Origin of the sequence: Bradyrhizobium xenonodulans (assembly GCF_027594865.1) — a bacterium.
GTDB classification, from domain to species: domain Bacteria; phylum Pseudomonadota; class Alphaproteobacteria; order Rhizobiales; family Xanthobacteraceae; genus Bradyrhizobium; species Bradyrhizobium xenonodulans.
On record NZ_CP089391.1, the window covers coordinates 1022501 to 1047153 of the forward strand.

25 protein-coding genes are annotated in these 24653 nt (G+C 64.4%); 14 read left to right on the forward strand and 11 right to left on the reverse strand.

Annotated elements, in window-relative coordinates; all coding sequences use genetic code 11:
- Positions 1–37 precede the first annotated feature (37 nt).
- Positions 38–634, forward strand: coding sequence for a hypothetical protein (locus I3J27_RS04820; protein ID WP_270165840.1), 597 nt, complete (start codon positions 38–40; stop codon positions 632–634).
- A gap of 225 nt (positions 635–859) precedes the next feature.
- Here the strand turns inward: I3J27_RS04820 and I3J27_RS04825 are convergent, their stop codons facing one another.
- The 5 genes from I3J27_RS04825 to I3J27_RS04845 form a co-directional block, all read right to left on the reverse strand.
- Positions 860–1948, reverse strand: a complete 1089-nt coding sequence (locus tag I3J27_RS04825) for a TRAP transporter substrate-binding protein (protein ID WP_270165842.1) — start codon at positions 1946–1948, stop codon at positions 860–862.
- 181 nt (positions 1949–2129) lie between these two features.
- Positions 2130–3443, reverse strand: coding sequence for an NAD(P)H-dependent oxidoreductase (locus I3J27_RS04830; RefSeq protein WP_270165844.1), 1314 nt, complete (start codon positions 3441–3443; stop codon positions 2130–2132).
- A gap of 140 nt (positions 3444–3583) precedes the next feature.
- On the reverse strand, positions 3584–4384 hold the full coding sequence (locus I3J27_RS04835) for a phytanoyl-CoA dioxygenase family protein (RefSeq protein WP_270165849.1): 801 nt from the start codon (positions 4382–4384) through the stop codon (positions 3584–3586).
- A gap of 52 nt (positions 4385–4436) precedes the next feature.
- On the reverse strand, positions 4437–5114 hold the full coding sequence (locus I3J27_RS04840; RefSeq protein ID WP_270165852.1) for a GntR family transcriptional regulator: 678 nt from the start codon (positions 5112–5114) through the stop codon (positions 4437–4439).
- Between the two features lie 180 nt (positions 5115–5294).
- Positions 5295–6152 (reverse strand): sigma-70 family RNA polymerase sigma factor, encoded by an 858-nt coding sequence (locus tag I3J27_RS04845; protein ID WP_270165854.1) that lies wholly within the window; start codon positions 6150–6152, stop codon positions 5295–5297.
- Between the two features lie 98 nt (positions 6153–6250).
- Here I3J27_RS04845 and I3J27_RS04850 point away from each other — a divergent pair, with 98 nt between their 5' ends.
- The gene (locus I3J27_RS04850) at positions 6251–6706 is read left to right on the forward strand and encodes a carboxymuconolactone decarboxylase family protein (RefSeq protein WP_270165857.1); all 456 of its coding nucleotides are present in this window, start codon (positions 6251–6253) and stop codon (positions 6704–6706) included.
- A gap of 36 nt (positions 6707–6742) precedes the next feature.
- On the opposite strand, the gene I3J27_RS04855 is transcribed toward I3J27_RS04850, so the two are convergent.
- Both I3J27_RS04855 and I3J27_RS04860 read right to left on the reverse strand, forming a co-directional pair.
- Positions 6743–7555 carry an alpha/beta fold hydrolase gene (locus I3J27_RS04855; RefSeq protein ID WP_270165859.1) on the reverse strand — a complete coding sequence of 271 codons (813 nt, stop codon included), beginning with the start codon at positions 7553–7555 and terminating at the stop codon, positions 6743–6745.
- Between the two features lie 2 nt (positions 7556–7557).
- Positions 7558–8373 carry an alpha/beta fold hydrolase gene (locus I3J27_RS04860; protein WP_270165861.1) on the reverse strand — a complete coding sequence of 272 codons (816 nt, stop codon included), beginning with the start codon at positions 8371–8373 and terminating at the stop codon, positions 7558–7560.
- Between the two features lie 135 nt (positions 8374–8508).
- Between I3J27_RS04860 and I3J27_RS04865 the strand changes: the two genes are divergently transcribed.
- Complete coding sequence (locus I3J27_RS04865; protein ID WP_270165863.1) at positions 8509–9051, forward strand: methylated-DNA--[protein]-cysteine S-methyltransferase; 543 nt, start codon at positions 8509–8511, stop codon at positions 9049–9051.
- A 116-nt stretch (positions 9052–9167) separates the two neighbouring features.
- On the opposite strand, the gene I3J27_RS04870 is transcribed toward I3J27_RS04865, so the two are convergent.
- Positions 9168–10712 (reverse strand): acyl-CoA synthetase, encoded by a 1545-nt coding sequence (locus tag I3J27_RS04870; protein WP_270165865.1) that lies wholly within the window; start codon positions 10710–10712, stop codon positions 9168–9170.
- Positions 10713–10827: 115 nt separating this feature from the next.
- A complete protein-coding gene (locus I3J27_RS04875) occupies positions 10828–12000 on the reverse strand; it encodes an acetyl-CoA C-acetyltransferase (RefSeq protein WP_270165867.1) in 1173 nt (390 codons plus the stop codon).
- Between the two features lie 239 nt (positions 12001–12239).
- Between I3J27_RS04875 and I3J27_RS04880 the strand changes: the two genes are divergently transcribed.
- From I3J27_RS04880 to I3J27_RS04915, 8 genes are all read left to right on the forward strand, one after another.
- Positions 12240–12818 carry a TetR family transcriptional regulator gene (locus tag I3J27_RS04880; RefSeq protein ID WP_270165869.1) on the forward strand — a complete coding sequence of 193 codons (579 nt, stop codon included), beginning with the start codon at positions 12240–12242 and terminating at the stop codon, positions 12816–12818.
- Between the two features lie 55 nt (positions 12819–12873).
- Positions 12874–13632 carry an SDR family NAD(P)-dependent oxidoreductase gene (locus I3J27_RS04885; RefSeq protein WP_094973236.1) on the forward strand — a complete coding sequence of 253 codons (759 nt, stop codon included), beginning with the start codon at positions 12874–12876 and terminating at the stop codon, positions 13630–13632.
- Positions 13633–13822: 190 nt separating this feature from the next.
- On the forward strand, positions 13823–14629 hold the full coding sequence (locus I3J27_RS04890; protein ID WP_270165874.1) for an enoyl-CoA hydratase/isomerase family protein: 807 nt from the start codon (positions 13823–13825) through the stop codon (positions 14627–14629).
- Between the two features lie 43 nt (positions 14630–14672).
- The gene (locus I3J27_RS04895; protein ID WP_270165876.1) at positions 14673–16544 is read left to right on the forward strand and encodes an AMP-binding protein; all 1872 of its coding nucleotides are present in this window, start codon (positions 14673–14675) and stop codon (positions 16542–16544) included.
- Between the two features lie 111 nt (positions 16545–16655).
- Positions 16656–17783 (forward strand): acyl-CoA dehydrogenase family protein, encoded by a 1128-nt coding sequence (locus I3J27_RS04900; RefSeq protein WP_270165879.1) that lies wholly within the window; start codon positions 16656–16658, stop codon positions 17781–17783.
- Between the two features lie 130 nt (positions 17784–17913).
- Positions 17914–19158 carry an acyl-CoA dehydrogenase gene (locus I3J27_RS04905; RefSeq protein WP_270165881.1) on the forward strand — a complete coding sequence of 415 codons (1245 nt, stop codon included), beginning with the start codon at positions 17914–17916 and terminating at the stop codon, positions 19156–19158.
- Between the two features lie 9 nt (positions 19159–19167).
- Positions 19168–20412 (forward strand): acyl-CoA dehydrogenase, encoded by a 1245-nt coding sequence (locus tag I3J27_RS04910; RefSeq protein ID WP_270165883.1) that lies wholly within the window; start codon positions 19168–19170, stop codon positions 20410–20412.
- Between the two features lie 140 nt (positions 20413–20552).
- On the forward strand, positions 20553–21251 hold the full coding sequence (locus I3J27_RS04915) for a nitroreductase (RefSeq protein WP_270165885.1): 699 nt from the start codon (positions 20553–20555) through the stop codon (positions 21249–21251).
- 73 nt (positions 21252–21324) lie between these two features.
- Here the strand turns inward: I3J27_RS04915 and I3J27_RS04920 are convergent, their stop codons facing one another.
- Both I3J27_RS04920 and I3J27_RS04925 read right to left on the reverse strand, forming a co-directional pair.
- Complete coding sequence (locus I3J27_RS04920) at positions 21325–21873, reverse strand: sigma-70 family RNA polymerase sigma factor (RefSeq protein WP_014491704.1); 549 nt, start codon at positions 21871–21873, stop codon at positions 21325–21327.
- Entirely contained in the window at positions 21873–22106 is a 234-nt protein-coding gene (locus I3J27_RS04925; protein WP_270165890.1) for a NepR family anti-sigma factor, read from the reverse strand. Before I3J27_RS04925 ends, I3J27_RS04920 begins: the two co-directional genes overlap by 1 nt.
- A 221-nt stretch (positions 22107–22327) precedes the next feature.
- Between I3J27_RS04925 and I3J27_RS04930 the strand changes: the two genes are divergently transcribed.
- The 3 genes from I3J27_RS04930 (at position 22328) to I3J27_RS04940 (ending at position 24565) form a co-directional block, all read left to right on the forward strand.
- Entirely contained in the window at positions 22328–23134 is an 807-nt protein-coding gene (locus tag I3J27_RS04930; protein WP_270165892.1) for a response regulator, read from the forward strand.
- Between the two features lie 139 nt (positions 23135–23273).
- Positions 23274–23888: a nuclear transport factor 2 family protein gene (locus I3J27_RS04935; RefSeq protein WP_270165894.1), complete on the forward strand. Its 615-nt coding sequence runs from the start codon at positions 23274–23276 to the stop codon at positions 23886–23888.
- A 251-nt stretch (positions 23889–24139) separates the two neighbouring features.
- Positions 24140–24565 carry a hypothetical protein gene (locus tag I3J27_RS04940; RefSeq protein WP_270165896.1) on the forward strand — a complete coding sequence of 142 codons (426 nt, stop codon included), beginning with the start codon at positions 24140–24142 and terminating at the stop codon, positions 24563–24565.
- Positions 24566–24653: the final 88 nt, after the last annotated feature.

A 24653-nucleotide genomic window follows, 5' to 3' on the forward strand; every position in this document is an offset into this window, starting at 1 on the left:
TTCGAAACCTGCCCGCCAAAGATCCGAGGAGACCTCCATGCCAGCATCGCTTCGTCCCGCCCTCACCGCGCTCGGCGTCGCGTGCCTTCTGTCCGCAGCATCGATCGGCTCCTCTGATTCAGCGTTCGCGCAAGCCAAGCAGCAGTCGGCCCCGGCCCCGCAGGCCGCGCCGGCGCAGCAGCAAGCTCCGGCGCTCAAGCAGATCGCGCTGACTGACAAGCAGCTCGAGGGCGTGCTTGCCGCACAGAAGGACATTGACGTGGTCACCGAGAAGCTTCCGGAGAACACTGCGCCCGACCAGAAGGTGATTGCCCAGCTCGACGGCGTCGCCAAGAAGAACGGCTTTGCCGGCTATGACGACTACAACAACGTCGTCGACAACATCAGCCTGGTGCTCGGCGGCTTCGATCCCGCGACCAAGAAATATGTCGGCCCCGAAGCCGTTATCAAGGCGCAGATCGCGCAGATCCAGGCCGACAAGAAGATGCCCGCCAAGGACAAGAAGGAAGTGCTCGACGAGCTCAATGAAGCGCTGAAGACGCCGGCGCCGCAGCTCGAGAACAAAGGCAATATCGATCTGGTCGGCAAGTACTACGACAAGCTCGTCGCGGCGCTCGGGGATGACGAGAATTGAGAATGTGTGTGGCGCGGTTGCTCGCGCCACGCATTTGCAGCCGTAGGGTGGGCAAAGGCGCGCCAGGCGCGCCGTGCCCACGTCCTCTCGGCTGGGAAAGACGCGTGGGCACGCTTCGCTTTGCCCACCCTACGGACCTTCATTGACGTAAAAGCGAGAGCTTCATCGACGCAAAAAGCCCCGGAGATATCTCCGGGGCTTTCGTCGTTTTCAGACGCTACGCCGTCACGTTCTCGTCCGCATCCGCATCATGAAGCTGTCGTAGCTGAGTTCGGCGACCTGCATCCAGGCCAGCGACTCATTCCGGAACGCCGACAGGCTCGTGTACATCTTGTTGAAGTGCGGATTGGTCTTGCTGAGATCGGCGTAGATCTCGCCCGCGGCGTTGTAGCAGGCCTCGAGCACCTCCTGCGGGAACGGCTTCAGAATCGCGCCGGCAGCCAGCAGGCGCTTCAGGGCCGGCGGGTTCACCGCATCGTATTTGCCCGTCACCCAGGTGAACGTGTCGAGCGAGGCGGCCGACACGGCTGCCTGATAATGCTTCGGCAGCGCATTCCACTTCTCGAGGTTCATGATGTTGTGGCCCTGGCCGGTGCCCTCCCACCAACCCGGATAGTAATAGTACTTCGCGACCTTCACGAAGCCGAGCTTCTCGTCGTCATACGGACCCACCCACTCGGCCGCGTCGATCGTGCCTTTTTCCAGCGCCGGGTAGATGTCGCCGGCCGCGATCTGCTGCGGCACGCCGCCGAGCTTGCCGATGATGTTGCCGGCAAAACCGCCAACACGGAATTTCAGGCCCTTGAGATCGTCGACGGTCTTGATCTCCTTGCGGAACCAGCCGCCCATCTGGGCACCGGTCGAGCCGGTCGGCACACCGACGGCACCATATTCCTTCAGAAGATCGTTCAGCATGTCCTGACCGCCGCCCCACAACAGCCAGGAGATGTGCTGGCGCGTGTTGAGTCCGAACGGCAGCGCGGTGCCGAAGGTGAAGGCGGGGTTCTTGCCCCAGTAATAGTACAGCGCGGTATTGCCCATCTCGACCGTGCCGTTCGAGACGGCGTCGAGCACTTGCAGGCCCGGCACGATTTCGCCGGCGGCGAAGGACTGGATCTGGAAGCGGTTGTCGGTGATCTCGGCGACGCGCTTGCAGAAATATTCGCAGCCGCCGTAGAGCGTATCGAGCGATTTCGGCCAGCTCGCCGCCAGCCGCCATTTCACCTCGGGCATCGATTGCGCGATAGCCGGCGCAGCGACTGCGCTCGCGGCAAGGCCCAATCCGCCTGCCGTCAGGAATTTACGACGTTCCATGCGTCTCCCCTCTCTGTGATGTCGAGTCCTCGACGAGGGATCGCGATCTTGCGTCGCTTTGGTCTTCGTCGCTGGCCGACGTTTCCTGGTGTCCGAATTCAAGCTTTCCGGATCGTGGTCAGGATGACCAAGGGGGGTGCGCAAATCAAGCGGACTTTGGTTGCGCTACCGGCGGCATCAGTCAATGCTGCACTGCGAATGCGGATTCCATCGCCTTGCGCGTCTTCACCGTCTCGTTGTCCGCGTCGAACTCGACGTCGCTCCAGCGCACGATCTCGCCATGGGCGACGTCGTGCTTCAGCTTGAGACGATGCGCCAGACCAATCGGCAGGGCGCCCGCCTTCAGGCTCGCGGCCGCCGGCACCAGCTTGCCCCACACCGTGTAGCCGCCTTCGCCGTCCAGCATCTCGCCGGCGCGCAAATCGCGCTTGGCCACGGATGCGACGTCGCCGCGGAAGCCGAAGGGCTGTCCGGTCGGCTCACTCCGCAGCGCGGCCGACAGCACCGAGATGTTCAGCTCCAGCCCGATCAGATGATAGGGCTTGTACATCGCGGCAAAACGTCCGCTGGCGTCGGTCTTGAGGCCGTATTGCCTGAAGCAGTCGGCAGCATAGTCGTTCGGCGCCTCCAGCACGACATAGACGCCCCAGCGCAGGTCGCGGAACACCGGCCGTCCGTCGCGCTCGAGCGAGGAGACGACCTCGACCACGCCGGATCGTTCCAGCACGCCGCCTCTGTCGCGCGGCCGCATCACATGCGGCAGGTCGTCGACGCCGCAGGGCGGAAACAGCAAGCCGCCTGCGGGCACATCTAGGCCGCAGGCGTTCGCAATCGCGGCCATCTCGATCGCCGATTTGGTGCCGTCGAGGAAGGAGTTGAACATCTGCGGATTCATCCCGGCCGATTGCGCTTCGCCCGCGGTCAGGCCGTAATGCTGCCAGACGCCCTCGGGCGTCACGTCGTGATAGGCCGGCAGATATTTTGTCCCTTTGCCGGCCGCCACGACGCGAAAGCCGGTGGCGCGCGCCCAATCCACCATCTCCGCCGTCAACGCCGGCTGGTCGCCATAGGCCAGCGAATAAACGACGCCGGCCTTGCGCGCTTCCTCGGCGAGCAGCGGGCCCGCCAGCACGTCGGCCTCGACGTTCACCATCACGATATGCTTGCCCGCAGCGATTGCCGCGCGCGCATGCTTGATGCCGACGGCGGGATTGCCGGTCGCCTCCACCACCACATCCATCGCGCCGCCGGCAATGGCGCGCGCGCCGTCGTCGGTGAAGACGGTGGCGGCGATCCGCTCGGCGCCCCAGCCGACGGTGCGGCAGGCCTCGCGCGCGCGGTCGCGGTCGATGTCGACGATGATGGGCACCTCCAGCCCCGGCGTGTGCGGCACCTGCGCCAGGAACATCGAGCCGAATTTGCCGGCGCCGATCAGCGCGACACGGACGGGCTTGCCGGCGGCCGCGCGGGCCTGGAGGAGGCGGAAGAGGTTCATGGGGGATGTCCTGCGAAACTATCGTGTCCCGGACGCGGTGCGGCGCGAAGTGCCGCTCCGCAGAAACTGACCGTATCGTGGGCCCCGGCTCAGCAGCGCATCACTGACGTGCTGCGCTGCGCCCGGGGCACGAGACCATCCTACTCCGCCGCCTGCCGCGGCGCCCTTGCAAGCCGCACCAGCGCGTCGTCGTCCACCGTCTTGATCGGCGCGAAATCGCGGTGCGCGATATATTCCGGCCTTGTCGGGGTGCGGATGTAATTCGAGACCGCGTTCAGTGTCAGGTACACGATCTTGCGCGGGTAGGGTGTGATGTTGCCGGCCGATCCATGCACGAGATTGCCATGGAACATCAGCATGCCGCCGGGCTTGCCGGTCGGCGCCACGATGCCGCCCTGCTTGACGAGGCGCGTCACGGTCTCCTCGTCCAGCGTCCACAGCGGGTAGGATGTCGTCGCAAGGTCATGCGAGGCCTGGAGGTCGCCGGCATTCTGGCTCTGCGGTACCAGCATCAGGGGGCCGTTGATCGGCATCACCTCGTCCAGGAAGATCGCGATGTTCATCGCGCGCGGTTCCGGCATGCCGTCGTCGCGCTTCCAGGTGCCGTAATCCTGGTGCCACTGCCAGACATCGCCGGTGAAGGCCGATTTCGCGTTGATCTTGAACTGGTGCATGTAGACCGGCTCGCCGAACAATTGCTCGACCGGGTCGATCATGCGCGGATGCGCGCCGAGGATCCGGAACGCCTCGTTGTAGAGATGCGCGGCAAACGCCGTGCGCGGCGCGCCGCTCTTCTCGCGCCAGACTTCCGGCCTGTTGGCGTCGTAAATGCCGACCGCCTCGCGCGCGAGCAGATCGACCTCCTCCTGGCTGAACAATTCGGGCAGGAACAGCCAGCCCTCGCGGTGGAAGAACTCCAATTGCTCCTGGGACAGTTTCATGGGTCGTCCTCCTGTTTTGGTTTTTATTGTCTTTCGTCGTGACAGCGCTTCGCTACGCCGCCGCCTCGTTCGTCGCCCTCAATCTCTCCTCGGTCATCCGTCCCGCCGTCTGCGCATGCGCCAGCGCCGCATGCTCGGCCGCTTTCGCGTCCCCTGCGAGAATGTGTTTGGCGATATCGGCATGCTCGGCCCAGGCGCTGCCGCGATAGTCGAGCTCGGATAGCACCGTCGCCATCGAGCGGCGCATATGCGGCCATTGCGGCGCGATCGTCTCTTCGATCACGGGATTGCCGGCGAGCTGATAGATCGAGCGGTGAAAATCGACATCGAGCACGATCAGCTCGGTGAGCGATGTGTTGCGGTCGATGCGGCGTCCGGCGGCGAGCGCTGCGTCGAGCCGTGCGCGTCCGGCCGCGTCGGAGCCAGCGCGCATCGCGGCGAGCCGCGCGGCCAGCGCATCGATCGCGCCGCGCACCTCGTAGAGCTGGCGGATGCGCGAGGGGTCGAGCTGGGTGACTTCAAAACCGCGCTTGCCGCTCTCGGCGACGAGGCCCTGCCGGTGCAAGAGATGCAGCGCATGCGACACCGGCTGGCGCGACACGCCGAGCTTGTCGGCGAGATCGTTCTGCCGGATCCGCTGGCCTGGCTGCAGCGTGCGGTCGGAGATCGCCTCCAGGATCCGCGCATAGACCTGGTCGATCAGGTTCGGAAGCGGGTCGAGAGGGATCACGCCGGCGGCTCCAAAGATAGATGGAATACGGAATTCCGTATTCGAAGCTACAGCGCGACGGAGGCGACGTCAATGGCCCCGACCTTGCGCCAGCGGTCGTTTATGGAGCCCTCTAAGCTATTGATATGACTGGGGCCGGCTACTGTGCATGGGGTTGTTTCGAGAAAAAGCGTTTCCGCCTCAGCGCTCCAGCACCTCCACCTCGAGTGCGGCGATCGCTTCGGCATCGGCCACGGCCTCGATCCCGGCGATACGGTCGTCCTTGAACGTGACGCGCAATGCGATGCGGAGATCTCCACCGAGGATGACCGCAACGCCGATCTCGCCATCGACCAGCGCCGTCCGGGCAGCCTGCGCACGGCCTTTGTAGAGCTGTGCGACAGCATCCGCGCCGCGGATCTCCGGCAGCGTGCCGAGCCGCACCGCGGCCCGGTCGGCACGGAACACGACGTCGGGATCGAGCACGGCCAACAGGCCTTCGAAATTGCCCTCGCGCGAAGCCGCCAGGAAGGCATCGACGATCTTGCGCTGGCGCGACAGGTCCGTCTCAGGCACCGGTGCGCCCTGCACGCGCCGCCGCGCGCGGCTCGCTAGCTGGCGCGAGGCGTCGACAGAGCGGCCGACGATCGGCGCGATCTCCTCGAAGGGGACGGCGAACATGTCGTGCAGCACGAAGGCGAGCCGCTCCGCCGGTTGCAATGTCTCCAGCACCACCAGCAGCGCCGCGCCGACGGAATCGGCCAAATCCGCCTCGCGCTCCCGCGTCTCGTCGACCGGCTCGGGCACGTGCGGGCCCATCGGGTCTTCCTTGCGCGATTTTCGTGCGCGCAGCATGTCGAGGCAGATGCGCGCGACGACCATCGTCAGCCAGCCCCTCAAATTCGCGACGTCGGACGTATCGCTGCGGCTGAGCCGCAGCCAGGCCTCCTGCACGGCATCGTCGACCTCGCCGCTCGCGCCCAGCATCCGGTAGGCGACGGCGCGCAGATGGTCCCGGTTGGCCTCGAACTGCCGGGAGAGAAAATTTTCGTCGGTCATCGGTCACATTCCCTCATCGCGATCCGTCATGCCCATGACGAAGCCATTCCGGCTGATGTGACCGGAACCTTCGAAATTCGTGAGATGGAGACAGAACGATGCACGCACGTATGAATCACCCGGTCATGGTCCTGCCTGAGGCCATGAATGTCCTTCAGTCCCTGGGCAACCTGACCAAGCAGGGCCTGCCGGAAAAGCTCCTGGAACTGGTGCACCTGCGCGCCAGCCAGATCAATGGCTGCAGCGTCTGTGTCGACATGCATCCCAAGATCGCCCGCAAGCTGGGTGAGACCGACGAGCGCCTGTTCGCCGTCGCCGCTTGGCGCGATGCACCCTATTTCACGGACGCCGAGCGCGCCGCGTTGGCGCTCGCTGAGGCGGTGACGCGCCTTGCCGACCGCGAGGACCCGGTGCCTGATGCGGTCTGGAACGAGGCTGCCAAGCATTTCGACGAGCGCGAGCTTGCGACTCTCATCCTCTCGATCGCGACGATCAACGTCTGGAACCGCCTCAACGCGACGATCAAGATGCCGGTCGGCGTTTGGAAGGTGTGAAGCGAGCGCTCTTCCCCTTTCCCACAAGGGGAAGAGCTACTCCGCCAGAAACCTGCTCACGACCTCGCCGAACTCCAGCGGCGCCTGCTCGAACATCCAGTGTCCGGCATTGGGGATCACCGCCGTCTGCGCGCCCGCAATGTGCTCGGCGAGCACGCGCCACATCACCGACAGGCTGCCGGTGGTGGCGCCGCCGCCGATCAGCAGAGTCGGCGTCCTGATCGCCTGCGCGTCCGCGAGGGTGTACGGCCTGCGCTGCTCGTTGATCTGGCCAAGGAAGGTCAGCGCATTATCGCGCAGCTGCTGCTTCGCCGCCGCCGGCACGCGCCGCCACGAGCCGTCGCCCTCGATGCCCTCGTAGAAATTCTGAAGTGCGCCCTCGATATCGCCCGAGCGGATCATCTCGACCGAGCGCGCCGTGCGCGCGGCCAGCGGCGGGTGCGCGGGCGTGCCTTCCGGCACCGGCAGGTTCGCGTCGAGATCGCCGCCGGGCTCGGCCAGCACCAGCTTGCGCAAAAGGTCAGGCCGCGCCTGCGCGACCCGAAAGGCGATGTGGCCGCCGCGCGAATGGCCCATCAGATCGACCGGGCCGGACTGGACCTGCTCGATGAAGGCGATGGTATCGGCCACATGCTGCGCCATCTTGTAGTCCTTGCCGATGGCGTCCCAATGCTCGGGAAAGAAATGCCGCAGGCTGACCGAAATCACGCGGTGACGCTTCGACAGCGGACCGAGCACCGAATACCAGGTGCGGAAGTCGCCGAGCGTGCCATGCACGCAGACCAGCGGCGGGCCCTCTCCGACTTCGAGATAGGCCATGTCGTAACCGTTGACGTGAAAGCTCTGCATGATCAGCTCGCCAGAAAGTCGAGAACCAGTTCGGAGTATCTCTGCGGCGCCTGCTCGAACATCGGGTGCGTCGCGTTCGGGATGATCGCGGTCTTCGAATAGGGCACATGCGCGGCAAGCGCGTGCAGCACCTTCGGCAGCAGGCCCTTGGTCCGCGCGCCCAGGATGAACAGCGTCGGCATCAAAATCGATTCCGCATCCGCCTTCGAGAAGGGCGGGCGATTGTCGCGTACCTGGCCGATCAGGGTGGTGGCGTTGTCGCGAAGGTTCTGCTTCACCATCGCCGGCAGCCGCGGCCAGGTGCCGGCGCCCTCCAGCGTGTCCACGAATACGGCAAGGCCGCCGTCGACATCGCCCGCCGCGATCTTCTCGGCCGAGGCCGTGAACCGCGCCAAGAGCGGCGAGGGACCGCCGACATAATCCGGATCGAGAGTTGCATCGAGCTCTCCGCCGGGCTCGGCCAGGATCAACCTTCGCAGCAGGTCGGGCCGCCGCTGTGCCACGCGGAAGCAGATGTGGCCGCCGCGCGAATGGCCCATCAGATCGACCGGCCCATGCAGCTGCTCGATGAAGGCGATGACGTCATCGACATGTTGCGCGATCGAATAGGTGTCACTGAGGCCGTCCCAGCGCTCGGGGAAGAAGTGCCGCAAGCTGACGGCGATCACCCGGTGCCGCTGCGACAGCGGCCCGAGCACGCAGCCCCAGACACGGAAGTCGTTAAGCGAGCCGTGCACGCAGACCAGCGGCGGCCGGCCCCTGTCCTCGCCCACGTCGAGATAGGGCATGTCGTATCCGTTGACGTGGAGGCTTTGCATTCGGGACTCGCGAGGCAGGCGGAACTCCTGTGCAAGATTCCCGGAAACCGGGTGGATCGCAACTATTTCCAAGCCTAGATTTAGGCCGAGATGACAATGGGGGCATGCGACAAGGACGCAGCCAGGAACCAAGCCATGACCGACCAGCATTTTGCCCTGTTCGACACCAAGATCGGCCTCTGCGCCATCGCCTGGGGCCCGCGCGGCATCAACGGCACGCAATTGCCGATGGGCGGCGAGCAGAAGATCCGCAGCCGCATCAGCCAGCGCCACGCCGATGCCACCGAGGCCGAGCCGACGGCCGAGGTGCAGCAGGCGATCGACCGCATCGTCAAGCTGCTCGCGGGCGAGCCTGATGACCTCACGGACATCCCGCTCGACCTCGACGGCGTTCCCGATTTCAACCGCGGCGTCTACGAGATCGCCCGCGCCATTCCGCCCGGCAAGACCATCACCTATGGCGACATCGCCAAGCAGCTCGGCGGTGTCGAGTTGTCGCGCGACGTCGGCCAGGCGCTCGGCCGCAACCCGTGCCCGATCGTCGTGCCCTGCCATCGCGTGCTGGCGGCCGGCAACAAGCCCGGCGGCTTCTCGGCGAACGGCGGCGTGGTGACGAAGCTGAAGATGCTCGAGATCGAAGGCGCGCTGGTGAACCACACGCCGAGTTTGTTTGATTGAGACGGCTTGCGACGGCGCCGTAGGGTGGGCAAAGCGAAGCGTCCCCACCATCTCGTCGTAACCTGGAAAAGTGGTGGGCAGGGCGCTTCGCGCTTTTGCCCACCCTACGAGATCCCCTAAATCTTCGCTGCTGACTTCGGCCAATATTTATCGCGAAGGTGCCGCTTCACCAGCTTGCCGGTCGGCGTGCGCGGCAGCTCGGCTTCGAAATCGATCGAACGCGGGCATTTGATGGCGGAGAGACGCGTCTTGCAATAGGCGATCAGGTCGGCTTCGAGCGCCTTGCCGGCACGCTTCATGTCGTGCGGCTGCACCACAGCCTTGACCTCTTCGCCCATCTCCTCGTTCGGCACGCCGAACACCGCGACGTCGGCGATCTCCGGGTGGGTGATCAGCACGTCCTCGGTTTCCTGCGGGTAGATGTTCACCCCGCCCGAGATGATCATGTAGGACTTGCGGTCGGTGAGGAAGAGGAAGCCGTCCTTGTCGAGATAGCCGACGTCGCCAAGTGTCGACCAGCCCTTGGCGTTGTAGGCCTTCTTCGTCTTTTCAGGGTCGTTGTGATAGGTGAACGCCGGCGCATCGGCGAAATAGACCGTGCCGATTTCGCCCACCGGCTGTTCCTCGTCGTTCTCGTCCAGAATCTTGATCTTGCCGACCACGGCGCGGCCGACGCTGCCGCGATGCGCCAGCCATTCTTTCGAGCTGCAGACGGTGACCCCGTTGCCTTCCGAGCCTGCGTAATACTCGATCAGGATCGGTCCCCACCATTCGATCATTTTTGCCTTGACGTCGACCGGGCAGGGCGCCGCGGCGTGGATCGCGCCCTTCAGTGTCGAGACGTCGTATTTGCTGCGCACCTCGTCCGGCAGCTTCAGCATGCGCACGAACATGGTCGGCACGAGCTGTGATTGCGTGACCTTGCATTTCTCGACCAGCTTCAGGAAGTCCTCGGCATCGAAGTGCTCCATGATGATGGAGGTGCCGCCGAGCACGATCGCCATCATGTTGAAGCGCAAGGGAGCTGCGTGATAGAGCGGTGCCGGAGAAAGGTAGATTGTGTCGGCGTTCATGCCGCACATGTTGGCGCAGAGCACGCGCAGGAATGCGTTCGGCTCGTCGATCGGTTTGCCCTCGAACGCTTTCTTGATGCCCTTCGGTCGGCCCGTCGTGCCCGACGAGTACAGCATGTCGTAGCCGGCGACCTCGTCGGCGACCGGCGTGGTCGGCTGCGCTGCGGCTTCCTTGTCATAGGAGCGGAAGCCGGGCAAAGGCTCGTCCATCATGTAGAAGATCGGCTCGCCCGGCGCGCCTTTGACCAGATCCTTGATCTGGTCGGCGCATTTCGGCGTCGTGATCACGATCTTGGCGCCGCAATCGGCGATGATGTAGTCGATCTCGTCCTGCTTCAGATAGCGGCTGATCGCAGTGTAATACAGCCCGCTGCGTTGCGCCGCCCAGCAGATCTCCATGAAGGCGAGGCGGTTTTCCATCAGCAGCGCGATGTGGTCGCCGGCCTTGAGGCCGAGCGAGCGGAACAGGTTTGCGCCCTGGTTGGAGAGCTCGTCGAGCTCGCGGTAGGTGATCGCCTTGCCGGTGGCGGCCATCTGGTAGGCGATCTTGTCGGGCCTGGCGCGGGCGTGGATGGAGGGATGGGTCATGGCGTTTCCTCAAAACGCGAATGGCGAGTAGCAAAGGGCGAATAGGGAAGAAGGGCGGACCGCTCTTCGCCTACTCACCATTCGCTACTCGCCACTCACTATTCGCGTTTGTTTTTTACAGCCGTTCCACGATCGTCACGTTGGCCATGCCGCCGCCTTCGCACATGGTCTGGAGGCCATAGCGCTTGCCGCGCTGGTGCAGCGCGTGGACCAGCGTCGTCATCAGCTTGGTGCCGGAGCCGCCGAGCGGATGGCCGAGCGCGATCGCGCCGCCATTGACGTTGAGCCTGCTGGGATCGGCGCCGGTGGTCTTCAGCCAGCCGGTCGGCACCGAGGCGAAGGCCTCGTTGACCTCGAACAGGTCGATGTCGTCGATCTTCATCCCGGCCTTCTCCAGCGCGCGCTTGGTGGCGTGCAGGGGAGCGTCGAGCATGATCACGGGATCGCCGCCGGTCATGGTCATGTGATGGATGCGCGCGAGCGGCTTGACGCCGAGCTGCTTGAGGCCGCGCTCGTTCACCACCATCACGCCGGAGGCGCCGTCGCAGATCTGGCTGGCGCTGGCTGCGGTGAGCTTGCCGTTCTCGGCGATCAGCTTGACACCCTTGATGCCGTCGAGGGTGGCATCGAAGCGGATGCCTTCGTCGATGTGATGGGTGTCCCTGGAGCCGTCCGCGCGGGTGATCTCGAGCGGCACGATCTCCTTCTTGAAGTGGCCGGCTTGCGTCGCCGCGATCGCGCGCTGATGGCTCTGGTAGGAATATTCGTCGAGATCATCCTTCGACAGGCCGTACTTCTCGGCCATCATCTCGGCGCCGGTGAACTGGCTGAACACGATGTTCGGATACTTCGCCTCGATGCCCGGGCTCTTGTAATTGCCAAAACCGTTCTTGGCCGGAAGCTGCGACGACAGGCCCATCGGCACGCGCGTCATCGATTCCACGCCGGCGGCGATCACCACGTCCATCGCACCGGACATCACGGCCTGCGCCGCGAAGTGCAGCGCCTGCTGCGACGAGCCGCACTGACGGTCGATCGAGGTGCCCGGCACGCTCTCCGGCAGTTTCGAGGCCATGATCGCGTTGCGCGCGACGTTGTTGGACTGCTCGCCGACCTGCATCACGCAGCCCATGATCACGTCCTCGACCAGGGCCGGATCGACCTTGGTGCGATCGACCAGCTCGTCCAGCACCTTGGCGGCGAGATCGGCCGGATGCCAGCCGGCGAGGCGGCCCCCCTTGCGCCCGCCGGCGGTACGCGCAGCGGCGACGATGTAAGCCTCGGCCATTTCGGTCTCTCCCATGATTGTTCTTGATAGGGGTTGGTTTGTCAGGGGCGGATTTAAGGGGCGGGATATCGTTTAGTCAATCGATCAATTAACTCTTGTGATGAGGCGCTGCTTCGGCTTATCTGCGGCCCGTTCATGCGGCAAGAACAGGGATCTCCGTGGCGACCAGCGTACCGAACAGGCTCCCCAGCGGGAAAAATTCCACGGCAGAGAAATTGCTCGTGGCCGCGAGCGAGCTGATGATCGAACGCTCCTCGATCGAGATCTCGCTGTCCGACATCGCCCAGAAGTCGGGCGCCAACGCCGCGCTGGTCAAATATCATTTCGGCAACAAGGACGGCCTGCTGCTGGCGCTGCTCGCGCGGGATGCCGCGACCGAGATGTCCAACCTCGAATATCTGCTGGCGCAGCCGATCACATCGACGGCGAAGCTGAAGCTGCACATTGCGGGCATCATCCGCGCCTATCACCGGTTCCCCTACATGAACCGGCTGATCCATTATCTGCTGCATGAGAGCGTCGCGGGCTCCGCCGACGAAGTCTCAAAGTTCTTCGTCGCGCCGCTGCTGGACTTTCACCGCCGTCTGCTTGCCGAGGGCGTCAGCCGCGGTGAGTTCCGCGCCACCGATCCGGTGCTGTTCTACACCAGCCTGATCGGTGCCTGCGATCACCTGTTCTTCGGCCGGCACGCGATGTCTCGCGCGACCGGCGTCGGTCCGGTCACCGATGACGTCTGCCGGCAATATATCAAGCACATGGAAACGCTGATCTGCGGCGGCATCCTCACGCAAGCCGGGGAAGCTGCCGCGGCCGGATAATCCGGCCCAACACTCTCAAGTCTAGAGAAGAAACGCCCAAGGAAAGGTACTTGTCATGGAATTGAAAGACGTAGCCGTTCTCATCACCGGTGGTGGTTCGGGCCTCGGCGAAGCGACCGCGCGCGCCATGGCGGCCAAGGGCGCCAGGATCGGCGTCATCGACCAGAACAAGGATAACGCCGAGAAGGTCGCCGCCGAGGTGAAGGGCGTTGCGCTCCATGCCGACGTCACCAGCGAAGAGCAGATCAAGGCGGCGATCGCGAAGGCGGAAGCCGCGCATGGCGTTGCCCGCGTGCTGATGAACTGCGCCGGCATCGGCGGCTCGCAGCGCATCGTCGGCCGCGACGGCGTCTACCCGCTCGAAAAGTTCGCGCGCATCATCAACGTCAATCTGATCGGCACGTTCAACTGCCTGCGGCTGTTCGCCGAGCGCCTCGTCACGATCGAGCCCGTCGGCGAGGAGCGCGGCGTCATCATCAATACGGCCTCGGTTGCCGCCTACGAAGGCCAGATCGGTCAGATCGCCTATTCGGCGTCGAAGGGCGGCGTCGTCGGCCTCACGCTTCCGGCCGCGCGCGACCTCGCCAGCCAGAAGATCCGCGTCAACACCATCGCGCCCGGCCTGTTCTTCACGCCGCTGCTGATGGGGCTGAACGAAGAGGCCCGCAAGAGCCTGGGCGCCCAGGTGCCCCATCCCTCGCGTCTCGGCGATGCCAAGGAATACGGTTCGCTCGCGGTGCATATCGTCGAGAACCCGATGCTCAACGGCGAGACCATCCGTCTCGACGGCGCCATCCGCATGGCCCCGCGGTAGGCGGCGTGCGCTTCCCTCCTCCCCCTGTGGGAGAAGGTGGCGCGCTCTTGAGCGCGCCGGATGAGGGATTCTCTCCGCGGAGACAGACCCCTCACCCAAGCGAGTATGTGGCTAGCGACGTACATGCCCTCCCCCACGAGGGGAGAGGGCGCAATAACCGCCAGTCAAAGAGCGGATGCAGGAGCGCCCCATGTCCCAACCGCTGCTGATCGAGCATGACGACGGCGTCGACCGGGTGACGCTCAATCGGCCCGAAAACCTCAACGCACTCGATCCCGCGCTGATCGACGCGCTCAACGTTTACTTCCAGGGCCTCCAGCGTAATCGCGACACACGCGTCGTCGTGCTGAAGGGCGCCGGCAAGAACTTTTGCGCAGGCCTTGATCTCAAGGCGGCGATGTCCCGCCGGGCCGGGCAGCAGGAGCCGCCCGGCGTGACGGAGTCGCTCGACTCGCAACGGCGCATCGCCGACATCGTGATGCTGATGCGGCGCTGTCCGCAGCCGATCCTGGCGCTGGTGCAGGGCGCGGCGGCTGGCGGCGGTTTCGCGCTGGCGCTCGCCTCCGACATCCGCATCGCGACGAAATCGGCGCGGATGAACTGCGCCTTCATCAAGCTTGGCCTCGGCGGCTGCGACATTGGCACCAGCTACTTTCTGCCGCGGCTCGTCGGTGTGTCGGTGGCATCGGAGCTGATCTTGACCGGCCGCTTCATCGGCGCCGAGCGCGCGCTGGCGGTCGGGCTGGTCTCCGAAGTCGTCGACGAGGACACGCTCGATGAAGCGGCCGAGCCTTATGTCGATGCGATGATGACGGCTTCGCCCGTGGGGCTGCGGCTGTCAAAAGAATGCCTCAACATGAGCGTCGATGCCGGATCGCTGGAAGCCGCGATCGCGATGGAGGATCGCAACCAGGTCCTGTGCAGCCGCTCCGAAGAATTTTCGGAAGGCATCAGGGCCTTCCTTGAAAAGCGAAAGCCTGTCTATATCAAGCGCTGAACGAGAATGATCCGTAAAGGACAGTAATTCCGGGAGACGCAAAATGAGTGGAAGCGCGGCGGCGGTGATGTCAAAGCCCGCCTTTCGCAAGGTCGAGTGGCTCGCGCGCGACATCGATGTCGAGCGCCGCGCTGATGGCACGGTGGTGCTGAAGTCGCGCATTCCGCTGCAAGCCTACGAAAAGCACATTCCGGCCTCGCTGGCGAAATGGGCGCGAGAGGCGCCCGAGCGCATCTGGCTCGCGCAGCGCGGCGGCCCCAATCGCGAATGGCGCAAGGTCTCCTACGGCGAAGCCAAGCGCACCGTGGATGCGCTGACGCAAGGTCTGCTCAATCTCGGACTTGATGGCCGTCCCGTTGCGATCCTCTCCGGCAATTCGATCGAGCATGCGCTGATGACGCAGGCCGCGATGCAGGCCCGCTCACCGGCAGCACCGGTGTCGCCGGCCTACTCGTTGATGAGCCACGACCACGTCAAGCTGAAGTATCTGTTCGACCTGATCAAGCCGGCCGTGGTGATGGTGCAGGACGGCCCCACTTTCGAGAAGGCGCTGAAAGCACTCGATCTCACCGGCGTCACCGTCGTTCATGTCATGCGGCCCTGCGAGGGCATCAAGAGCGTCAGCTTCGCGGAGCTTGCGGCGACGCCAGTGACCACCGATGTCGAGGCGTCGATCGCAAAAATCACGCCCGACACCGTCGGCAAGCTGCTGTTCACGTCCGGCTCGACCGGCATGCCCAAGGCCGTCATCAACACGCAAGCGATGATGTGCGCCAATGCTGCCATGATGATGCAGGTGCGCCCGCGCTCGCCTGATGGCCCGATCTCGACCATGCTGGACTGGATGCCGTGGAACCACACCATGGGTGGCAATGCGGCGTTTCATCCTGTGCTGGTCGACGGCGGCACGCTCTATATCGACGACGGCCGGCCGATGCCGGGCCAGTTCGACGAGACGCTGCGCAATCTGCGCGAGATCTCGCCGACCTATTACGCCAACGTGCCCGCCGGCTATGCCGCGCTCGCGGCCGCGATGGAGAAGGACGACGCGCTGTGCCGCTCGTTCTTCAAGAACCTGTCGATCATGGCTTATGGCGGCGCGCGGCTGCCGGATGATCTCTACGACCGTATGCAGGCCCTCGCCGTGAAGACGACCGGCAAGCGCATCGTGTTCTATACCGGCTGGGGCTCGACCGAGACCGCGCCGACCTCGACCGGCACCTATTGGGACACCGAGCGCGTCGGCCTGATCGGCCTGCCGTTCCCCGGCGTCGAATTGAAGATGGTGCCGTGCGGCTCGAAATACGAACTGCGCCTGCGCGGCGTCAACGTCACGCCTGGCTATTTCGGTCAGCCGGATCTGACGAAGAAGATGTTCGATGAGGAAGGTTTTTACTGCATCGGCGATGCCGGAGTCTTCGTCGACGATTCCGATCCGGTGAAGGGCATCATCTTTGCCGGGCGCGTGGTCGAGGATTTCAAGCTCACCACCGGCACCTTCGTGCACGTCGGCTCGCTTCGCACCGACGCGATCGCGGCTGCGACGCCTGTCGTGCATGACGCGCTGGTCGCAGGGCAGGATCGCGCCTTCATCGGCTTGCTGGCCTGGCCCAATTTGCACGCCTGCCGCCAGCTCGTCGGCAATGCCGATCTCAGCTTCGAGGACGCAGTGAAGCATCCCGAGGTGATCGCCTGCTTCAAGCGCGGGCTCGAAGCTCACAACAAGGAATGCGAAGGCGCCAGCAGCCGCATCATCGCGCGCGCGATGCTGATGGCCGAGCCGCCCTCGATCGACGGCAACGAGCTCACCGACAAGGGCTACATCAACCAGCGCGCCGGCCTCGAACGCCGCGCTACGCTGGTGGAGCGGCTGTATGCCGACAAGCCGGATCAAGACGTGATCGTGCTGCGATGAACGCCGTAGGATGGGTAGAGCGCAGCGAAACCCATCGCCTTTCGCCAGATAATTGATGGGTATCGCTTCGCTCCACCCATCCTACAGAACAGCAATAACAGGGTAGCCGCCATGAACTTCGATTTCTCCGACGACCAGAAACAGCTCCGCGATCAGGCGCGCAAGTTCCTCACCGAAAAATGCTCGCCGAAGGCGGTGCGCATCGTGCTGGACGGCAAGGCGTCCTATGACAAGGAGCTGTGGAAGGGCCTCGCCGAGATGGGCTTTCTCGGCGTCGCGATCCCGGAAGAATTCGGCGGTGCCGGCGCCGGCCATCTCGAGCTTTGCGTGATCGCGGAGGAGATGGGCCGGGCCAATGCGCCGGTGCCGTTCTCCTCGACAGTTTATCTCGCCGCCGAAGCGCTGCTGATTGCAGGCAGCGATGCGCAGAAGAAGAAATGGTTGCCGGCGATTGCCTCGGGCGAGGCGATCGGTACGCTGGCGCTGTTCGAGGGCAACGGCAATCCGTCCCCGAAAAACGTCAAGCTCACTGCTGCGAATGGTGTGCTCAACGGCATCAAGAAGCCGGTCGCCGATGGCGTGATTGCCGACTTCGCGGTGGTCGCTGCGCGTACGGGATCGAGCGGCCGCGACGGCGACATCTCGCTGTTCCTGGTTGACCTGAAGGCTGGCGGCGTCCAGGTCAAGAGCCTCACCAATCTCGATCCGACCCGCGGGCAGGCTGAGATCAACTTCAAAGACTGTAAGGCGGAGCCGCTCGGCGCCGCCGGTGACGGCTGGAGCATTCTCACCCAGGTGCTCGACCGCGCCGCGGTGCTGTGTGCGTTCGAGCAGGTTGGCGGCTCCGACCGCGCACTGGAGATGGGCCGCGACTACGCGCTCGACCGCATCGCCTTCGGTCGCCAGATCGGCTCGTTCCAGGCGGTCAAGCACATGCTCGCCGACATGTATGTCTCGGCGACGCTGGCGCGCTCCAACAGCTATTACGGCGCCTGGGCGCTCTCGACCAATGCCGCCGAACTGCCGGAAGCGGCAGCCGCCGCGCGCATCAGCGCGACGCAGGCGTTCCAGCATTGCGCCAAGAACAACATCCAGGTTCACGGCGGCATGGGTTTCACCTGGGAGTTCGACTGCCACATGTATTACCGCCGCGCCAACGCCATGGCGCTCGGGCTCGGCAGCCTCACTTATTGGGAAGACCAGTTGATCGACCGCATGCGGAAGAAGAACGCGGCGTGACGACAGCTGCGTGGTGCGTAGGATGGGTAGAGCGTAGCGAAACCCATCACCACACGAAGATTGAAAGAGATGGGTTTCGCTGCGCTCTACCCATCCTACGAGATGAATGGCGCGGCCAAGGACTGACACCATGAATTTCGACGACACCCCGCAGGAAGCCGAATTCCGCAGCCTGGCCCGCGCCTGGATCGGCGCCAACGCGCCCAAGCAATACGAGGAAGAGCTGCGCAAATCCTCGCTCGGCCGTACCGTGCTCAAGAACGCTGACATTCTCGAGGTCGCAAAGGCCTGGCAGAAGAAGAAGGCCGATGCCGGCTGGGCTTGCCTGCACTGGCCGAAGGAATATGGCGGCCGCGGATCGTCGCCGATCGAGCGCGTGATCTGGCAGCAGGAAGAGGGGCCGTTCGGCCTGCTGTCCCGCATGTTCATCATCGGCCACGGCATGTGCGGGCCGACCATGATGGCGTTCGCGCGCGAGGAGCATAAGCGCAGCTATCTGCCGCCGCTCGCCTCCGGCGAGAAAGTCTGGTGCCAGCTGTTCTCCGAACCGGCCGGCGGCTCGGATGTCGCAGGGCTGCGCACGCGCGCCGAGAAGGACGGGGACGACTGGGTGATCAACGGCCAGAAGATCTGGACCTCGGGCGCGCATTATTCCGACTACGGCATTTTGCTCACGCGAACCGATCCCACCGTGCCCAAGCACAAGGGTCTCACCATGTTCTTCCTGGACATGAAGAGCCCCGGCGTCGAGGTGCGGCCGATCAAGCAGGCGAGCGGCGCCTCCGACTTCAACGAGGTCTATTTCACCAATGTCCGGATTCCCGATCACCAGCGCCTCGGTGAGGTCGGCGACGGCTGGAACGTCTCGCTGACCACGCTGATGAACGAGCGCAGCGCGATCGGCGCGGCCGTCTCGACCGGTTTCCCCGAGCTGTTCGAATATTGCTCCGGCCTGATGCTCGACGACGGTCCGGCGATAGAGGATCGCGCAGTGCGCTCGAAGCTCGCCAACTGGGCGGTGAAGGCGAGCGGGTTGAAATACACTAGCATGCGTGCGATCTCGGCGCTGTCGAAGGGCGAGCGGCCGGGTCCGGAAAACTCCATCGGCAAGTTGGTGGCGGGCTCGATGATCCAGGATGTCGCGACCTACGCGCTGGACTTGCAGGGTGCGAGCGGCGTGGTCAGCGGCGAGGATGCCGAGCTCGCCGGCCGTTTCCAGGCGATGCTGCTGCGTGCGCCGGGTACGCGCGTCGAAGGCGGCACCGACGAGATCATGCGCAACATCATCGCCGAGCGGGTGCTCGGCCTGCCCGGTGATATCCGTGTCGACAAGGACGTGCCGTTCAACAAGATCCCGACCAAGGGAAGAGGGTAGAGGTCCGCCATGAATTTCGACGACACCCCGCAGGAAGCCGCCTTCCGCGAGACCGCGCGCAAATGGGTCGAGGCCAACGCGCCGAAAGAGCTGCACGCCGAGCTGTCGAAATCCTCGCTCGGCCGCATCCGGCTCGCCAATCATGACATCGTCGATGTCGGCAAGGCCTGGCAGAAGAAGAAATTCGAAGCTGGCTGGGCCTGCCTGCATTGGCCGAAGGAATATGGCGGCCGCGACGCGACGCCGATCGAGAAGGTGATCTGGCAGCAGGAAGAGGGCGTCTATGGCAAGTTGACGCAACCGTTCCAGATCGGGGAGGGCATGTGTGGCCCGACCGTGATGGCCTGGGGCAGCGAAGATGCCAAGCGCCGGCATCTGCCAAAACTCGCTGCGGGCGAGGAGATCTGGTGCCAGCTCTTCTCCGAGCCGTCGGCCGGTTCTGACGTCGCGGGCCTGCGCACGCGCGCGGAGAAGAAGGGCGACAATTGGGTCGTCAACGGCCAGAAGATCTGGACCTCGGGCGCGCATTATTCCGACTTCGGCCTGTTGATCGCGCGCACCGATCCCAATGTGCCCAAGCACAAGGGCCTCACCATGTTCTTCCTGGACATGAAGAGTCCTGGCGTCGAAGTCCTCCCGATCAAGCAGGCCAACGGCATGCAGGAGTTCAACGAGGTCTATTTCACCGATGTGGTGATTCCGGACAGCCAGCGTCTCGGCGCCGTTGGCGAAGGCTGGAGCGTCTCGCTGACCACGCTGATGAATGAGCGCATGTCGATCGGCGCGCGGCTTGCGACGGGCGTGCCTGAGATGTTCGAGTTCTGCTCGAACCTGATGCTGGAGGATGGCCTCGCCATCGACGACCCCGCCGTGCGCTCAAAACTGGCGAGCTGGGCGGTGAAATCGAGCGGCTTGAAATACACCAGCTACCGCGCGATCTCGGCGCTGTCGAAAGGCGAACGGCCGGGGCCGGAGAATTCGATCGGCAAGCTGGTCTCCGGCATGATGCTGCAGGACATCGCGACCTGTGCCATGGATCTCCAGGGGGCGGCCGGTGTTCTCACCGGTAGCGACGAGGAGACGGTGCAGGGCCAGTTCCAGCAGATGCTGCTGTCCTCGCCCTCGATGCGCATCGCAGGGGGCACCGACGAGATCCTGCGCAACATCATCGCCGAGCGCGTGCTGGGATTGCCGGGCGATATCCGGGTCGACAAGGATGTGCCGTATAACAAGATCCCGACCAAGGGGCGATGATATTGCCTCTCGCTGCATCTCATAGGGTGGGCAAAGCGAAGCGCGCCCACCTTATGCGGATGCTCGGAGGCAAGTCTGTCGGAGGGCACGGCGCTGTGCGGCTTTGCCCACCCTACGAAGAGAAGAGTGCGAGCTGATCCATGGACGCTAAAGTCAACCAGAACGACCGCATCGGCGTGCTCGAAGAGCTCCTCAACGAGCGCTATTCCGTCCGCGCCTTCCTCCCCAGGGAGGTCGACCGCGCCACCATCGAGCATGTGCTGACCACGGCGCAGCGCACGGCATCATGGTGCAACAGCCAGCCCTGGCAGGTGCTGATCGCCAGCGGCGAGGCCAAGGAACGCTTTCGCAAGGCGATCTACGCGGAGGCGGCATCCGGCGCCGGCGACGATCACGATTTCACCCCGCCGCGCGAATATGTCGGGGTTTATCTGGAACGCCGCCGCGAGAGCGGCTTTCAGCTCTACAACACGCTCGGCATCGCCCGCGGCGACAGAAGCGCCTACGCCAAGCAGGCGCTTGAGAACTACAATTTCTTTGGCGCACCGCATGTCGCGATCATCCACACCAACGAGCCGCTCGGCATCTACGGCGCGATTGATTGCGGCGCCTATGTCAGCAATTTCATGCTGGCTGCGCAGGCGCTCGGGCTCGGCACCATTCCGCAGGCGGCGCTCGCGCGCCACTCCGGCCTGATCCGCCGACACTTCAACCTGCCCGACGACCGCCGCGTCGTGTGCGGCATCTCGTTCGGCTATGCCGACAACGCGCATAAGGTCAACAGCTACCGCACCTCGCGCGCGAGCGTGGCGGACACCGCGACCTTCCTGGACGAGTGATTTTGACACAGTAAAGGCGGCCGCAGAAGCCGCCGCCTTCACACTGTGCCCAGGATCCGATTGACGCCTGCCGCTATCCGCCGCTGCCGCCGATCACGGCGCGCACGGTCTCGTCGGGCCCGAAGTCCTCGGCGCCGTCGACATAGAGCAGCGCGGCCAACTTCGAGCGCGCGCGGTTGACGCGGCTCTTGATCGTGCCGACCGCACAGCCGCAGATCGAGGCCGCATCCTCATAGGAGAAGCCGGAGGCGCCGACCAGGATCAAGGCCTCGCGCTGGTCCTGCGGAAGCTTCTCCAGCGCGCCGCGAAACTCCTCGAACTCGAGATGCGCGTTCTGCGACGGCTGCGTCTTCAGCGTCTTGGCGTAGTTGCCCTCGGCATCCTCCACCTCCCGCCGCCGCTTGCGATAGTCGGAGCGGAACAGGTTGCGCAGGATCGTGAACAGCCACGCTGGCAGGTTGGAGCCGGGCTGGAACGAGTCGATGTTGGCGAGCGCACGCAGAAGCGTTTCCTGCACCAGATCGTCGGCGCGGTCCGCATTGCCGCTGAGCGAGATCGCGAACGCGCGCAGACTGGGCACGGCCGCGAGGATGTCGTCTCGAAGGGAGTCGGTGAGAGGCATTAATCCCTCCCAGTATTGTTGTCGTTGGAGCCCCCGTCCGTTTCCACTTGGGGTGCGCCTCCCGGCGCATCAAGCTTCTTGATCAGTTCCGCGAACCGGTCTGGAACCCCCTGCCGCACCACGTCATCATACATGGCGCGCAGCTGGTGCCCGATCCGGGACTGGATCTCCGGAGTGAGGCCTCCCTTGCCGGGGGTCGTGCTTTTGCTGGCTTGAGACTTGAGATCTTTCATGACCTGTTCCACGTTTCCCCGAGTTAAGTTACTGTAAAATCGAGAAGTTTTCTCAACCGGGAGCCGTTCCCTGGACAGGTTCAATTCCACGTTCGACAAAAAGTTCCGGCATCTGGGGAACTTTTATTGAGCTGAGGCGTCTTCAGCCACAGTAGGGGAACCCGGGCCTCCCCTCGTGTTGCCTGTTCTTCAAGGTCGGCCCGAAGATGAATGGAGTGGGGATGTCCCGTTCACAGCTCGTTGCTGAACACTTGCCGTTGTTGCGCCGGTATGCGCGCGCCCTGACGGGCAGCCAGGCGTCCGGCGACGCCTATGTCGCAGCCATGTTGGAAGCCATGCTGGGGGATCCGTCCGTGCTCGACGAGGCCCATGGGCCCCGCGCCGGCCTCTTCAGGCTTTTCACCCAGATCTGGAATTCGGTCTCCGTCAATGACGATGCCGAGGTGACGACCTTGCCGATGCCGCCGGAGCGGCGGCTGTCGAACATCACGCCGTTGCCGCGGCAGGCGTTCCTGCTGCTCTCGCTCGAAGGCTTCTCGGAGGAGGAAGTCGGCTACATCCTCGGCACCGACGTCGCCGAGACGCGCCGGCTTGCGGATGCGGCCGGACGCGAGATGGCGGCCGAGATTGCCACCGACGTGCTGATCATCGAGGACGAGACCTTCATCGCCATGGACCTCGAGAGCCTGGTGAAGAATCTCGGCCACAACGTCGTCGGTGTCGCGCGCACCCATGCCGATGCGGTGGCGCTGGCCAAGAACAAGCGGCCGGGCCTGATCCTCGCCGACATCCAGCTCGCCGACGGCTCCTCGGGCCTCGACGCCGTCAATGAGCTGCTGCGCACCTTCGAGGTGCCGGTGGTCTTCATCACCGCCTATCCGGAGCGCTTCCTCACCGGCGAGCGCCCCGAGCCGGCGTTCCTGATCTCGAAGCCGTTCCAGCCCGCAATGGTCTCGGCGGTGGCGAGCCAGGCGCTGTTCTTCCAGCGCAACTCCCGCAATCGCACGCCGAAGGCGCCTGCGGCCTGAGAAGGCGCCGTTTGGCGCAGTGAATTAATCCGGCGTGCTGCGAGGCGCGCCGGATTTTTTCGTGCCCGGCTGTCGCGCTTGACGGCCATCGAATTCGCCGCCCATACCTTGTGCATTGATCTCAATCGGAGACGTGCCCATGGATCAGCAACTCCTCGATCGCCTCGCCATTCGCGACCTCGTCGAGAACTGGGCCGTCTGGCGCGACGCCGGTGACTGGGAGCGTTTTGCCACGGTCTGGCACGAGGAGGGCTGGATGTCCGCCACCTGGTTTCAGGGGCCGGCCCGGGACTTCATGCGCGTCAGCCAGGAGGGGTTTGCCAAGGGTGTGCGCATCCTGCATTTCCTCGGCGGCACCAGCATCGATCTTTCGGGCGCGCGGGCTATCGCGCAGACCAAGATGACGATCTCGCAGCGCGCCTTGGTGCACGACGTGCTCTGCGACGTCGTCTGCACCGGCCGCTTCTACGATTTCCTGGAGAAGCGGCATGACCAATCAGGTCTTGGAAAATGGGGCATCGTCCGCCGCCAGCCGATCTACGAGAAGGACCGGATCGATCCGGTCGATCCCGCAGCAGACCTCCGTCTCGACCAGAAAGCGCTCGCCGCGCTGCCCGAAGGCTACCGCCACCTCGCCTATATGCAGGAGCTGATCGGCTACAAGGTCAAGCGCGACATGCCGGGCCTGACCGGGCCCGAGGTCGAGAAGCTCTATCGCGAAGGGCGGGACTGGCTGGCGGGGAAGGCGAAGTGACCCCCAGACAAAAGTAAGGCGCGACTGGCATCACCACAGTCGCGCCCTACGTCGCCGGCTTATGGGGCAGGGGGGAATAGCCGGCTGTTGAGACGACTCCCAAGGGCTGGAGTCGTTCCAGGTGGCTGCGAATTTTTTTGTGGGGCCTGCGGTGATTTGCGGACACGGTTAAGTGATCTTAACCGCTGAGAACTCCTTCTCCTCTCCTCGCGTTGTTCCCGCGATCGCCATGGGGCGAGGGATCGACAGCCATGTCACAGATTCAAAAGGTATTTTTGGGCGCCGTCGCGATTGCCGCGACGATCGGTGCCGTTCAGGTTGGTGCCGTGCAACTGGCCGCCGGCCACGATCTGGCCGACCGCTGGCAGGCGGTTGCCGATGTATCAGGCAAGAATGTGGGTCATAACGTTAACCGCGCCAGCAAGGCCGATCGGTTCGCCGACATCAAGCAAGCCCCGGTTCCCACCCGCACCGTGTCGATGCGGCTGAACGACCTCGCCGATACCTCGGTGCTGCTGCGGGTTCCCGCTGTGATCGAGACCGGCAACGCCAAGCCGCCGGCGCTGCTCCAGAACCAGAAGCAGGGCCGCAACAGGCCGACGATTGCCTGCGAACCGATGGTCAGCTCCCTGACCGAGGTCGCAAAGCTGCTCCAGCCCGGCCGCTGCGTGACCTGATCCGCCTGGCGATCCCCGGACCGATCGCCCTCCTTCCGGGGGGGGCGATGTTTCGTGTCCACTTGATCCCTTATCCCATCGCGTTATA

What these genes read in the sequence shown, in the direction of transcription:
- I3J27_RS04865 (WP_270165863.1), top strand. Translation starts at nt 8,509, where the DNA reads ATGACCGACCAGCATTTTGCCCTGTTCGACACCAAGATCGGCCTCTGC.
- I3J27_RS04895 (WP_270165876.1), top strand. Translation starts at nt 14,673, where the DNA reads ATGAGTGGAAGCGCGGCGGCGGTGATGTCAAAGCCCGCCTTTCGCAAG.
- I3J27_RS04930 (WP_270165892.1), top strand. Translation starts at nt 22,328, where the DNA reads ATGTCCCGTTCACAGCTCGTTGCTGAACACTTGCCGTTGTTGCGCCGG.
- I3J27_RS04880 (WP_270165869.1), top strand. Translation starts at nt 12,240, where the DNA reads ATGATCGAACGCTCCTCGATCGAGATCTCGCTGTCCGACATCGCCCAG.
- I3J27_RS04940 (WP_270165896.1), top strand. Translation starts at nt 24,140, where the DNA reads ATGTCACAGATTCAAAAGGTATTTTTGGGCGCCGTCGCGATTGCCGCG.
- I3J27_RS04905 (WP_270165881.1), top strand. Translation starts at nt 17,914, where the DNA reads ATGAATTTCGACGACACCCCGCAGGAAGCCGAATTCCGCAGCCTGGCC.
- I3J27_RS04910 (WP_270165883.1), top strand. Translation starts at nt 19,168, where the DNA reads ATGAATTTCGACGACACCCCGCAGGAAGCCGCCTTCCGCGAGACCGCG.
- I3J27_RS04855 (WP_270165859.1), bottom strand. Translation starts at nt 7,555, where the DNA reads ATGCAGAGCTTTCACGTCAACGGTTACGACATGGCCTATCTCGAAGTC.
- I3J27_RS04890 (WP_270165874.1), top strand. Translation starts at nt 13,823, where the DNA reads ATGTCCCAACCGCTGCTGATCGAGCATGACGACGGCGTCGACCGGGTG.
- I3J27_RS04920 (WP_014491704.1), bottom strand. Translation starts at nt 21,873, where the DNA reads ATGCCTCTCACCGACTCCCTTCGAGACGACATCCTCGCGGCCGTGCCC.
- I3J27_RS04830 (WP_270165844.1), bottom strand. Translation starts at nt 3,443, where the DNA reads ATGAACCTCTTCCGCCTCCTCCAGGCCCGCGCGGCCGCCGGCAAGCCC.
- I3J27_RS04875 (WP_270165867.1), bottom strand. Translation starts at nt 12,000, where the DNA reads ATGGCCGAGGCTTACATCGTCGCCGCTGCGCGTACCGCCGGCGGGCGC.
- I3J27_RS04860 (WP_270165861.1), bottom strand. Translation starts at nt 8,373, where the DNA reads ATGCAAAGCCTCCACGTCAACGGATACGACATGCCCTATCTCGACGTG.
- I3J27_RS04935 (WP_270165894.1), top strand. Translation starts at nt 23,274, where the DNA reads ATGGATCAGCAACTCCTCGATCGCCTCGCCATTCGCGACCTCGTCGAG.
- I3J27_RS04850 (WP_270165857.1), top strand. Translation starts at nt 6,251, where the DNA reads ATGCACGCACGTATGAATCACCCGGTCATGGTCCTGCCTGAGGCCATG.
- I3J27_RS04845 (WP_270165854.1), bottom strand. Translation starts at nt 6,152, where the DNA reads ATGACCGACGAAAATTTTCTCTCCCGGCAGTTCGAGGCCAACCGGGAC.
- I3J27_RS04870 (WP_270165865.1), bottom strand. Translation starts at nt 10,712, where the DNA reads ATGACCCATCCCTCCATCCACGCCCGCGCCAGGCCCGACAAGATCGCC.
- I3J27_RS04885 (WP_094973236.1), top strand. Translation starts at nt 12,874, where the DNA reads ATGGAATTGAAAGACGTAGCCGTTCTCATCACCGGTGGTGGTTCGGGC.
- I3J27_RS04900 (WP_270165879.1), top strand. Translation starts at nt 16,656, where the DNA reads ATGAACTTCGATTTCTCCGACGACCAGAAACAGCTCCGCGATCAGGCG.
- I3J27_RS04925 (WP_270165890.1), bottom strand. Translation starts at nt 22,106, where the DNA reads ATGAAAGATCTCAAGTCTCAAGCCAGCAAAAGCACGACCCCCGGCAAG.
- I3J27_RS04825 (WP_270165842.1), bottom strand. Translation starts at nt 1,948, where the DNA reads ATGGAACGTCGTAAATTCCTGACGGCAGGCGGATTGGGCCTTGCCGCG.
- I3J27_RS04820 (WP_270165840.1), top strand. Translation starts at nt 38, where the DNA reads ATGCCAGCATCGCTTCGTCCCGCCCTCACCGCGCTCGGCGTCGCGTGC.
- I3J27_RS04915 (WP_270165885.1), top strand. Translation starts at nt 20,553, where the DNA reads ATGGACGCTAAAGTCAACCAGAACGACCGCATCGGCGTGCTCGAAGAG.
- I3J27_RS04835 (WP_270165849.1), bottom strand. Translation starts at nt 4,384, where the DNA reads ATGAAACTGTCCCAGGAGCAATTGGAGTTCTTCCACCGCGAGGGCTGG.